Origin of the sequence: Haladaptatus sp. R4, assembly GCF_001625445.1 — an archaeon.
Taxonomy (GTDB): Archaea; Halobacteriota; Halobacteria; order Halobacteriales; family Haladaptataceae; genus Haladaptatus.
In genome coordinates, this window is sequence record NZ_LWHG01000028.1 from 492,082 (window position 1) to 504,834 (window position 12,753).

The window sequence follows — 12,753 nt, forward strand, 5'->3', positions numbered from 1 at the left end:
GGTTCGCCTCGTTCGACTACGACAAGCCGACGATGGCGTAGATGAACAGGAAGCCGAAGTACAGCAGGACGAGCACGCCGAGCGCCTTGAGACGGAAGTGTTTGAGTTCCTCCGTCTCCTCCTCGTAGGTGTCGTAGAACTCCTCGACTTCACCCTCGGTGAGTTCGTCCCCGTGTTGCAACCCGCGGTGGAGCACCAGATACTCCTCACTCCGAAACGGGCAGCCACAGTAGGCACACTCGTAGGCCGATTCGCCGGACGGAACGTGGTAGTCTGTCGCTATCGTCATGGTCATGGTGGTGTGATCGTCGGTTGCGAAACGACCCACATGCTCGTCATCGTGTACAGGATCATCACGGCGACGAGCGGGTACTGGCTCCGTATCGCCTGCATCCTGCTCGGAAACACCTCGTACGCCGTGGCGTGGGCCACCCACACCGCGAGCAGGTGGCCGATCAGGATGAACGCCATGTTGACCGCACTCCACCACGGCGGAAGGACGATGATGATCGGTTGAGGCGGGTTGATCGGGTTCGACAACATTCCCAAGAGGGTGGGTGAGAGCGAGAGGAAGTAGCCCACGTAGTGGGCGAGATGATACCCGACGGCGATGGGCAGGAGCGACGGCGCGAACTTCCGGGTGATCGCCGAGGTGGTGAGGTAGGTGTCCGCCGTGTTATGGGCCAATCGCGCGGCCAGTCGATACGCGCCGAGGAAGAGCAAGAACCCGCCAAGCAGCGCCGCGAGATAGGTGACGTGTCGCGGCACTCCGGCACCGGTCACCGCCCCTTCGATGTCCGCCCAGAGCGGCGTCGAAACGAACCCGTCGTAGGTCGTCACCCACAGGATGGCGATGATGAACGCGACTTCGTCGATTCCCGTCACGTACTTCGTCTCGGTCAACCGTGCACCCGGCAGTTGAAACTCGAATCCCGACTCGGTTCGATGGAACGGGGCGACCCGCCCGTAGTAACGAAAGACGCGAGCCACGGGATCGACGGTGCTGAACCAGCGTTCGGTGGTAAATACGACGGTTCCCGCGAGCGTGATGAGCGAGTACGCGACGATGATATCGGCCAACATCTTGGGTTCGCTGGCGAGGGGGCTGAGCACTTCGAGCCAGATGAGCGCGAGCAGTCCGACGACGCTCGGCCACGCGCCCAATCGCTCGGGATAGTGAACGTCGAGGGAGGGAAGGAGGTTTCCGATGGTTCGCCACGGGTTCAGCGCGGGCCACGTGTTGCCGAAGATGTACACCGTTGTGGTGTACGCGGCCCACCACCCGACCCAAACGAAGATGATGGCGATGTTTTCGCGCGACGTGGGCGGACCGTACCATCCGGCGGCGATGATTCCGAGCAGAACGAGGACGCCGATGGCTTTCGTCGCGTGAATGACCGTGTCTGCCGACCACGACGTGAACCGTTGCCAGTCGTGAATCTCACGGATGAAGCTTCTGTCGGTGATGAAACTGGCGAGGAGGAACGACGCGCTCACCACGCCGCCGCTCGTGAGGATGAACAACCAGAGGGGGACGGACAGGGATTTCGATGAGCCCTCGATACTCGCCCCGTGTGCCAGCGCGTGACCGGAGAGGGCGATGAAGAGCCACAGCGCGGCGACCGCGCGAGTCGTGTACCGAATCGGTGTTCGGCGATGCATCGATTGAACTAGAGTGCGTCGGTCGATAATAGTTTCCGAAAGCGGACCGCAGGCGTCAAAGAAATGAAAAACGTGTGAGATTCAAACGTGTGAGATACGAACCCGTTCGAATCGCTCCCGAACTCAGTGGTTCGGTTCTTCCGTCGGCGCTTCCATCCCCTCGATCTTCAGGATGAGGATGTTCCGGGTGTCGTCCTTGCCGTCGACGCGCCCCTCCACGACGAGCTTCGAGAGCGGCGTCGGGCCGACCTTCACCGCGTCGCCTTCGTGGAAATCACGGACGGAGCCACGGAGGTGAATCTCCGCGCGGCAGAGTTCGGGGTGGTGCACGCTCGTGAGGTCGATCTCCTCGATGTTGCTCTGCTCGACTTCCTCGCCGTTGTGGGTAAGTGGCACCTCGGCGGCGGAGTCGAGTTCTTGCGTGTCGAGTGCCTCGAAGGCCGTCGCGGTCGGCTTGTAGCCGCCCTTCGGGCCGGGAACACCTTCGACGAGTTGGAGCGCTTTCAGACTCTGCATCTGATTGCGAATCGTTCCTGGGTTGCGGTCGACTTCTTCGGCGATATCCTCGCCCTTGACCGCATCTTCTGTCTCACGGTGGAGATTTACGAGTGCCGTCAGTATCGTCTCCTGACTAGGCGTCAACTCAATACTAGACATTAGAGGAATCTTGGTAATTGATTTCCTTAAATCCGCCGAATATGCCGGGAGAATCGCTGTCTGTTATCTGTCGATACTCCAAGTATAAATACCAATCCATCTACCCGAAATGTTGCCTTTGAAACCCCCCCGCCTCGTTCGTTCTAGCATGACGAAACCCGTCCAGATCATCGGGGCACCGGTCGACTACGGCGCGAACCGACGTGGCGTGGACATGGGGCCGTCCGCGATTCGCTACGCCGGACTGGCCGAGGAACTCGCCGACGCTGGCGTGACCGCCATCGACACCGGCGACCTGAGCGTCCCGCGCGCGGAGGAACGCGATCCGGAAACGCACGAACCGAACGAAGGCAAAGCCAAATTCCTCCGCGAAACGGCGGACGCGTGCGAAGGCCTCGCCGACAGGGTGGCGGACGCAATCGAGGACGACGCCTTCCCGCTCGTCCTCGGCGGCGACCACTCAATCGCCATGGGAACCCTCGGCGGGGCGGCCCGCGACGCAGAAATCGGTGCCATCTGGTTCGACGCGCACAGCGACTTCAACACCCCGAAGACTTCCCCGAGCGGGAACGTCCACGGCATGCCGCTCGCTGGCGCGCTCGCGGTGGACGACTTCGCGGACACCGACTGGGCGAACGCCCCCGGCCTGCGCGCCGAGAACGTCGTCCTCGTCGGCCTGCGAAGCGTGGACGACACCGAAGTCGATGCCATCCGCGAGAGCGGCGTCACGACCTTCACGATGTCCGACATCGACGAGCACGGCATCACCGAAATCGTGGAGGAAGCCCTCGACATCGCCACCGACGGCGTGGACGGCATCCACGTTAGCTTCGACATGGACTGGCTCGACCCCAAGGAGGCCCCCGGCGTCGGGACGCCCGTCCGCGGCGGCGTCAGCTACCGCGAAGCCCACTCCGCCCTCGAAATCGTGGCGACGCGCGACAGGGAGGACGGTATCCTCCGCTCGCTCGAATTCGTGGAAGTGAACCCGATTCTCGACGAGCACAACGAAACCGCCGCGCTCTGCACCGAACTGGCGGCGAGCGCGCTGGGGAAGCGTATCCTGTAACAGCACCTTTTGCTGCGTGAGTGCGCCGCCGGCGCACTCACTGGCAAAATCTGCACCAAAAGCGCTTCGTCACCCCCTCAGTCACGCCGACGGACTCGCAGAGCGAGTCGTCGCGTTCCTTCGAGGGTTCCTCGGCCCGGAAAATCGAAGATTTTCCGGAAAGCGACTGGTGACTAGTGGCCGTTTCACTGACTGTTTCTGGTGGTTGTGTAAATGCGAGTTATTGGCGGTGGTGTAGATTTCCGGTCGATCTTTCATCGAACGCTCGCGGCGGCAACGCCGCCGCGAGCGAGGGCGTCTTCGTCGGGACGAGTTCCGACCCGACGTGTTTCACGCCGACCATCGCCGCGCTTCGCTCGCTGGTTCTGAACGACTGATCCCGAGTCGAAAAATCGTCGTTTCGGCTGAAAACGTACCGACCGTTATTCGTCGGCCGCGTCGTCTTCTATCGGTTCAGCTTCGTCCGGCATCGCGTCCGCCGCTTCCGCGGGGATCACGTCCACGCTCGCCACGCGGTCGTCCTCGTCCACGTCCATCACGGTGACGCCCATCGTGTTCCGACCGACTTCCGAGATGTCGGCCGCGCGAATGCGCATGATCTGACCGCGCTCGCTCATCATTACGAGGTGGTCGTCCTCGATGACGGTCTTGATCTCGGTGACCGGGCCGTTTCGCTCGCCGGTCTTGATGTCGATGAGGCCCTTGCCGTTGCGCGACTGGGCGCGGTACTCGTCGAGTTTCGTCCGCTTCCCGTAGCCGCGACGGGTGACGGTGAGCAGGTCGTCCACGTCGCCGTTCGCGGCGACCATCCCGACGACTTCGTCGTCGTCGTCGAGTTTGATGCCGTGAACACCGCGGGCGCTGCGACCCATCTCGCGGGCTTCCGTCTCGTCGAAGCGGATGGTCATCCCGTTCTTCGTGGAGATGAGCAGGTCCTTCGTTCCGTCCGTGACCTTCACGTCCATGAGTTTGTCGCCGTCTTCGAGTCGCGCGGCGATCTTACCGGTCGAGCGGATGTTCTCGAACTCCTTGGCTGCTGTCCGCTTGACGTAGCCCTGTTCGGTGACCATGCTCAACGACTCGTTCTCCTCGAACTCGTCCGTCGTGATGACCGCCGTGATGTCCTCGTCCCGCCCCAAATCGAGGATGTTGACGGCGGATTTGCCGCGCGCCGTTCGGGACATCTCCGGAATCTCGTAGGTCTTCAGGCGGTAGACCTGCCCGTGATTCGTGAAGCAGAGCAGGTAGTCGTGGGTGTTCGCGCGGAACACCTTCGAGATTTTGTCGTCCTCTTTGAGGTCCGCACCGATGATACCCTTGCCGCCGCGGCCCTGCGCGTCGAACCGCTCGATGGGCATCCGTTTGACGTAATCCTGCTCGGTGACGACGACGAACACGTCCTCCTCGGCGATGAGGTCCTCGCGGGTGACCTCCGACGTGTCCTCCACGATTTTCGTCCGCCGGTCGTCGGCGTACTTCTCCTTCATCTCCAGCAGTTCGTCCTTGATGACGGCGAGCAGTTCCGACTCGTCGTCGAGGATGGTCTTCAGACGTTCGATGCGCGCCGTCACGTCCTCGTATTCGGCCTCTATCTCCTCGGATTCGAGCGAGGTCAGGCTACCGAGTTGCATCCGGACGATGTGTTCGGCCTGCTTCTCGGAGAAGTCGAACGTCTCCTGCAAGCCCGAACGCGCGCCGTCGCGGTCCTCGGCGTTGCGGATGAGTTCGACCACGTCGTCGATACTTTCGAGCGCTCGAAGCGACCTTCGAGGATGTGAGCGCGTTCCTCGGCTTCGCCGAGTTCGTGCTCGCTCCGCCGTCGAACCACGTCGCGCCGGTGGTCGAGGTAGTGTTCGAGCAGTTCTTTTAGCGTCAGCACTTTCGGCTGTCCGTCTACAAGCGCCAACGAGATGATGCTGAACGTGCGTTCGAGGCGGTGGTTCAGCAGTTGGTTCTCGACGACCTCCGGAATCGCGTTCTGCTTGAGTTCGACCACGACGCGGATGCCGTCGCGGTCGGACTCGTCGCGCAGGTCGCGGATTCCCTCGATGGTGCCGTCGTTGACGTGGTCGGCGATTCGTTGGATGAGTCGCGCCTTGTTCGTCTGGAACGGCAGTTCCGTGATGACGATTCGGTCGTCCTGTACCTCGTACTCGGCGCGAACGCGGAGGCGTCCCCGTCCGGTCGTGTAGGCCTGGTGGATGTCGTTGCGTCCGACGATGTTCGCGCCGGTCGGGAAGTCCGGTCCCTTGACGTGCTCCATCAGGTCCTCTATCGTCGCGTCGGGGTTGTCGATGAGTTCGACCGTCGCGTCGATGACTTCTCCCAGGTTGTGCGGCGGGATGTTCGTGGACATCCCGACCGCGATACCGGACGACCCGTTGATGAGGAGGTTCGGGACGGCCGACGGGAGGACTTCCGGTTCCTGCAAGCGCCCGTCGTAGTTGGGCTTGAACTCCACCGTGTCCATCTCGATGTCGGCGAGCATCTCCTCGGACAGCGAGTCCATCCGAGCCTCGGTGTACCGCATCGCCGCTGGCGGGTCGCCGTCCACGCTACCGAAGTTCCCCTGCCCGTCGATGAGCGGGTAGCGCATGGAGAACTCCTGTGCCATGCGGGCAAGCGCGTCGTAAATCGACTGGTCGCCGTGCGGGTGGAAGTCACCCATCGTGTCCCCGACGATGTTCGAACATTTACGGTGACTCGCGCTGCTCGTCACGCCCGAGCGGTGCATCGCGTAGAGAATGCGCTTGTGGACGGGTTTCAACCCGTCACGAACGTCGGGGAGCGCACGACCCGCGATGACGGACATCGCGTAGTCGATGTAGCTCTGTTCCATCTCGTCCTCGACGCGGACGCTCTTTACTTTCTCCGCGACTTCGTCCGGCAGGTCCGGTGTATCGGAGCTCATATATCCACCCACTCCGCTTCGGTCGCGTGGTCCTGAATGAACTGTTTTCGTGGGCCGACGGAATCACCCATCAGCACCGAGAACATCTTGTCCGCCGCGGCGGCGTCCTCGATGGTTATCTGCTTGAGGATGCGGTTTTCGGGGTTCATCGTGGTCTCCCACAACTGTTCGGGGTTCATCTCGCCCAGCCCCTTGAACCGCTGGACCTGCGACGGGTTCCCGTCGCATTTCTCCTCGATGATGCGGTCGCGTTCCTCCTCGGTCATCGCGTCGTACGTGTTTCCGCGATACCGAACCCGGTACAGCGGCGGTTGGGCGGCGTAGACGTAGCCCGCTTCGAGCAACGGTTGCATGTAACGGTAGAGGAGCGTCAGGTACAGCGTCCTGATGTGCGCCCCGTCCACGTCCGCGTCCGTCATGATGATGATCTTGTGGTAGCGCGTCTCCTCGATGTCGAACTCCTCGCCGACGCCGGAACCGATTGCCGTGATGAAGTTCCGGATCTTCTCGTTTTCGAGGACGCGGTCGAGACGGTGTTTCTCGACGTTGAGCACCTTGCCGAACAGCGGAAGGATGGCCTGGAACTCCCGGTCTCGTGCCTGTTTAGCCGACCCGCCCGCGGAGTCACCCTCCACGACGAACAGTTCGGACTTCTTCGGGTCACGCGACTGGCAGTCCGCGAGTTTGCCGGGGAGCGCGCTCGATTCGAGCGCGCTCTTGCGGCGCGTGAGTTCCTCGGCCTTCTTTGCGGCTTTTCGGGCCTTCGCGGCCTCGACTGCCTTGCGGATGATGGCCTGTGCGGTGTCCGGATGTTCCTCGAAGTAGACCGACAGTCCCTCGTGCACGGCGCTCTCGACGATACCGCGGACTTCGCTGTTGCCGAGTTTCGTCTTGGTCTGTCCCTCGAACTGCGGGTCCGGGTGTTTGACGGAGATGACGGCGGTCAACCCTTCGCGGATGTCCTCGCCGCGGAGGTTCTCGTCGATGTCGCCCAGCATGTCGTTGTCGTTGGCGTAATCGTTGACGACGCGCGTGAGGGCGGTCTTGAATCCGGTCAGGTGCGAGCCACCTTCGCGGGTGTTGATGTTGTTCGCGAACGCGTGAATCGACCCCTGCAACTCGTCGGTGGCCTGCATCGCCACTTCGACTTGGATGTTGTCCGCTTCGTCCTCGAAGTAGATGACGTCGTTGTGGAGGGCGGTTTTCGTCTCGTTCAGGTACTCCACGAACTCGCGGATACCGCCGTCGTAGCGGAACGTTTCCCGTTTCTCCTCGTCCCGTTCGTCGTCGAGGACGATTTTGACGCCGGAGTTGAGGAACGCGAGTTCGCGCAGGCGGTTTTCGAGCGTCGAGAAGGTGAAATCGGTCGTTTCGAAGATGTCACGGTCGGGCCAGAATCGCTGGTACGTGCCCGTCTCCTCGTCGTCGCGCATGTCGCGGACGCGTTCCATCTCTCCCGCCGGATCGCCACGCTCGAACGTCTGTCGCCAGACGGCACCGTCGCGCTTCACTTCGACTTCGAACTTCTCCGAGAGGGCGTTCACCACGGAGATGCCGACGCCGTGGAGACCGCCGGACACCTGGTAGGATTTGTTGTCGAACTTCCCGCCAGCGTGGAGGACCGTCAGGATGACCTCCAATGCGGGCATGTCGTACTCCTCGTGCCGGTCCACGGGGATTCCACGTCCGTCGTCCGCGATACTCACGGAATCGTCTTCGTGGATCGTTACGTCGATACTGTCACAGTATCCGGCTAACGCCTCGTCGATGGAGTTGTCCACCACTTCGTAGACGAGGTGATGTAACCCACGGGAGTCGGTAGAACCGATATACATCGCTGGGCGTTTTCGAACGGCTTCGAGCCCTTCGAGAACTTGAATCTGCCCAGCACTATACTCATTTCCGTCGCTCATAAATTCTGATTTTTAGTAGGCAGGCACCACTGATAAAGTTCACGCACGCGCGCGTAGAGCAGAGTAAAATTATCCGACACACCGGATTTATCCCACGCCACTCAGGAGAGAGAAAGTGAGATCCGCCACGTCGATTTCGCGTCGTTTCGCCGGAAGACACGAGCAAACTCGTACGTTCCCCGAGGGAGGCAGGACGTGTTTTCGGGATAGTTCCATAGTTGATACGTTTTCTCCCACGTCCCCCCACCCGAAACCGTGATCGACCGTTCCTGATCGGGAACACCTCGTTCGAGCACGCGCGCGTCGGGTTGCCAACAGTCGTCCGTCCGCGTCCAGTTCGTCCCCTCGCCGACCAGCAACGCCCGAGCAGTTCCCGACGATTTCGTTCCGGTGACGAGGTCCAACCCGCGCGGCCAATCGTACGAGAGGGTCACGGATTCCGACGACCGATTCCGGAGCGAGAGGACCAGTTCGGCGGTATGTGCGTCGGTGATTTTCGACTTCCGGAGCGAGAGCGACCCGGTGATTCCTCCGGTTTCGAACGAACCCGCGTCGGCCACCGTGACGACGCGACCCGTTGCCGATGCGGACGATGTCGTGGTCACACCCCGGTTTCGGGTCGTTTCGGTAGTCGAGTTCGTTTCCGTCGTTCGCGTCCCATCGGTCGTACCAGCGGCGGTCGAATCCGACGCGTTCGACGACGTCGACGTGTCGGGTGACTGACCGAGACACCCCGCAAACGCACCGGTGTAAGCCACCCCCGCGAGGATGAATCGTCGGCGATGCATACGGAACGTCTCGAATCCCACGGACAAAATCACGGTGATGACTCAAACGGCCCTTTGACCGATGGCCTCGTAATCGGACGACGAAAACCGCATCCGGGCGACCCGAAACGTCCTCGTTTCGCACTCGACAAAACCCGCAACCGCCGAAAATCACGTCATAACCGACTCTCCGCGTTCACTTTCACTTTCACTCCGCACCATCGGCGCAGTTTTAACGTTCCCGCCGATAAATACTGGCGAAGAATGCCTTCGATGCAGTCTACGCTCGGCGACGAGGGGATCGCCGAAGAGTTGGCCGAAAGCCAGCGACAGATCTCCATCGCCGAGTTCTTTGAGAAGAACAAGCATATGCTCGGCTTCGACAGCGGTGCCCGGGGGATGGTCACCGCCGTCAAAGAGGCGGTCGACAACGCCCTCGACGCCTCCGAAGAAGCCCGATTGAAGCCGTTCGTCCGCGTGAAAATCGAGGAAGTCGGCGACTACTATCGACTCATCGTCGAGGATGAGGGTCCGGGGATTACCCGCGAGCAGATCCCGAAAGTGTTCGGGAAACTGCTCTACGGGTCGCGCTTCCACAAGCGCGAGCAATCCCGCGGCCAGCAGGGTATCGGTATCTCGGCCGCCGTCCTCTACTCCCAGTTGACCAGCGGGAAACCCGCGAAGATCACGAGTAAGCCGAAGGGGAGTGACCGACAGCGCTACTTCGAACTCATCATCGACACCGACGAGAACGAACCCGAGATCCAGACCGAATCCGACACGCCGCCGGTCGGCCGCGAACTCGTCGGAACGCACGGCACGCGCATCGAACTGGAGATGGAAGCGAACATGCGCGCCCGCCAGCAACTCCTCCGGTACATCAAACACACCGCCGTCGTCAACCCGCACGCGAAGATCGTCTTCGAGGAACCCGGGATGGAGAACGGCGACGAGATGGTGTTCGAACGCGCCGAGGGTGCCAGCCTCCCCGCCGAAACCGAGGAGATCCGCCCGCATCCACACGGCGTCGAACTCGGGACGCTCCTGAAGATGCTCAGCGCGACCGACTCCCACAGCATCTCGGGCTTCCTCCAGGAGGAGTTCACCCGCGTCGGAAAGAAGACGGCCGAGAACGTCATCGAGAACTTCCGCGACCTCCACTACGGCCGGGAAGCAGCGTGGCGACCCCCGCAGGCACACGAGGAAGTCGACCTCGAATCGGCCATCGAGGAGGCCGTCGCGAACAAGGGTGCCGACGCCACCGCTTCCTTCGCGGAGAACGTCGTGGCGCGAGTTGAGGAGAACGACCGTATCTCGCACCACGAGCTCCGTGCGGTCATCGCCCTCGTCGCCGACGAAACCGAGGAGGAGTTCGGAACGTCGTTCGGCAAGACGGTCCAGGAAAACGCGCTCGATGCGGCGTGGGACGCGGTTTCAGACGACCGCGTCACCGACCTGTACGAACTCGTCGACGACGCGACGAGCGTTCGAAAGGACGACGAGACGGTTCGCTCCCTCGCGGAGCGAATCGCCGCGAAGTTCGAGAGCGAGGACGGTCACGACCGAGCGACGGAAAGTCGCCTCGTCGAATACGTCGGCCGTGCGGCCGACATGACCGAGGAACGCGAGGAGGTGACCATCGGCGAGACGGCCCGCGAGAACGTCGTCGAAGCCATCTGGAACTCGATGGTGACCGTGCCCGACGAGGTACCGAAAGTTCGGACGGTCGCCGACAGCCGCGACACCGCGAGCGAACTCCTCGACGCGATGAAGGAGACGGACATCATCTCGCCGCCGACCAACTGCCTGTCGCCGATCACGGCTGAACTCGTGGAGGCCGGACTCCGAAAGGAGTACGACGCGGACTTCTACGCGGCCGCGACCCGCGACGCCGACGTTCACGGCGGCGACCCGTTCATCGTGGAGGCCGGTATCGCCTACGGCGGCGAACTGCAAGCCGAAGGGTCGGCCGAACTGCTCCGCTTTGCGAACCGCGTGCCGCTGGTGTACCAGCGCGGTGCGTGTGCCACGACCGACGTGGTGAAATCCATCGGCTGGCGCAACTACAACCTCGATCAACCCGGCGGCAGCGGCGTCCCGAACGGACCGGTCGTCATCATGGTGCACGTGGCGTCCACCAACGTCCCGTTCACGAGCGAATCGAAGGACGCGATAGCGAACGTCCCCGCCATCGAGGACGAAATCGAGTTGGCGATTCGGGAGGCGGCCCGCGAACTCAAATCGTACCTCAACAAGCGCCAGTCGCTCAAGAAGCGCCAGAAGAAACAGAACGTCATCGCCACCATCCTGCCGGAGATGGCTGAAAAGCTCTCGACCATGACTGGCCGCCAACAACTCGAAATCGGCGATTCGCTGGCGCGTATCATGAACAACGTGCTGGTCGAACGCGAGGTCGATGACGACCTCGTCAAACTCGTCGTGGAGAACCACGGTTCGACCAACGAGTCGCCCAAACTGACCGACGTCGTGGCGGCCGAACCCCAGAACCTCTCGGACGGCGCAACCGCCGTCGAGATGGACGGCGAATGGTTCGTGACGTGGGAACCCACCGTCGAAAGCGGTGAGGAATCCGTTCTCGAATACAACGTCGCCGATGACGTATCGTTCGACGCCGTCAGGGTCGAAGGAATCGAAGACGAACGATTGACCAACAACACATGAGCACGGACACCAACGAAGAAGCCCAGCAGAAACTCATCGACCTCGCCGCGGAGTTCTACGACCAGTTCGCGGGGGGGAAGATTCCGGAGATGTCCATCCCGACCCGGACGAAGAGCAACATCGAATACGACGAGGACGACCGCGTCTGGGTGTACGGCGACCGGGAGAGCACCCGGAGCGCGAACAGCGTCCGCGGGGCCAGAAAGCTCCTGAAAGCGGTGTATACCATCGACTTCCTCGCAAACCAGTTGGAGGAAGACCGCTCGTCCACCCTCCGTGAGTTGTACTACCTCTCGGAGTCGTGGGATGCCGACGAGGCGCAGTTCTCGAATCAGGACGAGTCGAACCAACTCATCGAGGACCTGGAAATCGTCTCGAACGTCACCCGCGAGGACTTCCACATGCGTCCCGAGGAGTCCGGAGCGAAGGTGATGGGACCGCTGCTCCTCCGGGAGCAGACGAATCGAGGCGACCGCGATATTCACTGTCAAGAGGACGTGGGACAGGGCGGCTACCAGATTCCGAACAATCCCGACACCATCGAGTTCCTCGACCACGACGCTGATTTCGTCCTCTGTGTCGAGACCGGTGGGATGCGCGACCGACTCGTCGAGAACGGATTCGACGAGGAGTACAACACCATAATCGTCCACCTCGGCGGTCAGCCCGCACGGGCGACCCGTCGTCTGACCAAGCGACTTCACCAGGAACTCGATCTACCGGTCACCGTATTTACGGACGGTGACCCGTGGAGTTACCGTATCTACGGTTCGGTCGCCTATGGTTCCATCAAGAGTGCGCACCTGAGCGATTACCTCGCCACGCCGGAGGCGAAGTTCATCGGCATCCAACCGAAGGACATAGTGGAGTACGACCTGCCGACCGACCCCTTGAGCGATTCGGACAAGAACGCGCTCGAAAGCGAACTCGAAGACCCACGCTATCAGACGGACTACTGGCGGGAACAGATCGAACTCCAACTCGACATCGAAAAGAAGTCCGAACAGCAGGCGCTCGCCTCCCACGGCCTCGATTTCGTGACCGACACCTATCTCCCGGAACGGTTGTCGGACATGGGAATCATCTGATCTG

9 protein-coding genes and 1 pseudogene are annotated in these 12,753 nt (G+C 61.7%); 4 read left to right on the forward strand and 6 right to left on the reverse strand.

Translation table 11 applies throughout. The annotated features are described in order from the left end of the window. Window positions 1-16 precede the first annotated feature (16 nt). From A4G99_RS17560 to A4G99_RS17570, 3 genes are all read right to left on the reverse strand, one after another. Window positions 17-289: a DNA-binding protein gene (locus tag A4G99_RS17560; protein WP_066146744.1), complete on the reverse strand. Its 273-nt coding sequence runs from the start codon at window positions 287-289 to the stop codon at window positions 17-19. A gap of 2 nt (window positions 290-291) precedes the next feature. Continuing rightward, window positions 292-1,662 (reverse strand): hypothetical protein, encoded by a 1,371-nt coding sequence (locus A4G99_RS17565; protein WP_066146511.1) that lies wholly within the window; start codon window positions 1,660-1,662, stop codon window positions 292-294. A 123-nt stretch (window positions 1,663-1,785) separates the two neighbouring features. Then, window positions 1,786-2,319, reverse strand: coding sequence for an Rrf2 family transcriptional regulator (locus tag A4G99_RS17570; RefSeq protein ID WP_066146514.1), 534 nt, complete (start codon window positions 2,317-2,319; stop codon window positions 1,786-1,788). Between the two features lie 148 nt (window positions 2,320-2,467). Between A4G99_RS17570 and rocF the strand changes: the two genes are divergently transcribed. Beyond that, window positions 2,468-3,388 carry an arginase gene (rocF, locus tag A4G99_RS17575; RefSeq protein ID WP_066146517.1) on the forward strand — a complete coding sequence of 307 codons (921 nt, stop codon included), beginning with the start codon at window positions 2,468-2,470 and terminating at the stop codon, window positions 3,386-3,388. A gap of 176 nt (window positions 3,389-3,564) precedes the next feature. Next, window positions 3,565-3,765, forward strand: a complete 201-nt coding sequence (locus A4G99_RS25285) for a hypothetical protein (RefSeq protein ID WP_150123144.1) — start codon at window positions 3,565-3,567, stop codon at window positions 3,763-3,765. A 45-nt stretch (window positions 3,766-3,810) separates the two neighbouring features. Here the strand turns inward: A4G99_RS25285 and gyrA are convergent. The 3 genes and pseudogenes from gyrA to A4G99_RS17590 form a co-directional block, all read right to left on the reverse strand. After that, a pseudogene (gene gyrA, locus A4G99_RS17580) lies at window positions 3,811-6,299 on the reverse strand (DNA gyrase subunit A). Beyond that, window positions 6,296-8,212 carry a DNA topoisomerase (ATP-hydrolyzing) subunit B gene (gene gyrB / locus A4G99_RS17585; protein ID WP_066146520.1) on the reverse strand — a complete coding sequence of 639 codons (1,917 nt, stop codon included), beginning with the start codon at window positions 8,210-8,212 and terminating at the stop codon, window positions 6,296-6,298. Before gyrB ends, gyrA begins: the two are co-directional and overlap by 4 nt. 101 nt (window positions 8,213-8,313) lie before the next feature. Then, entirely contained in the window at window positions 8,314-9,000 is a 687-nt protein-coding gene (locus A4G99_RS17590; RefSeq protein ID WP_150123145.1) for a hypothetical protein, read from the reverse strand. Between the two features lie 243 nt (window positions 9,001-9,243). Between A4G99_RS17590 and A4G99_RS17595 the strand changes: the two genes are divergently transcribed. Together A4G99_RS17595 and A4G99_RS17600 are read left to right on the forward strand one after the other, a co-directional pair. After that, window positions 9,244-11,661 (forward strand): DNA topoisomerase VI subunit B, encoded by a 2,418-nt coding sequence (locus tag A4G99_RS17595; protein WP_066146525.1) that lies wholly within the window; start codon window positions 9,244-9,246, stop codon window positions 11,659-11,661. After that, window positions 11,658-12,749: a DNA topoisomerase IV subunit A gene (locus tag A4G99_RS17600; protein ID WP_066146528.1), complete on the forward strand. Its 1,092-nt coding sequence runs from the start codon at window positions 11,658-11,660 to the stop codon at window positions 12,747-12,749. Before A4G99_RS17595 ends, A4G99_RS17600 begins: the two co-directional genes overlap by 4 nt. Window positions 12,750-12,753: the final 4 nt, after the last annotated feature.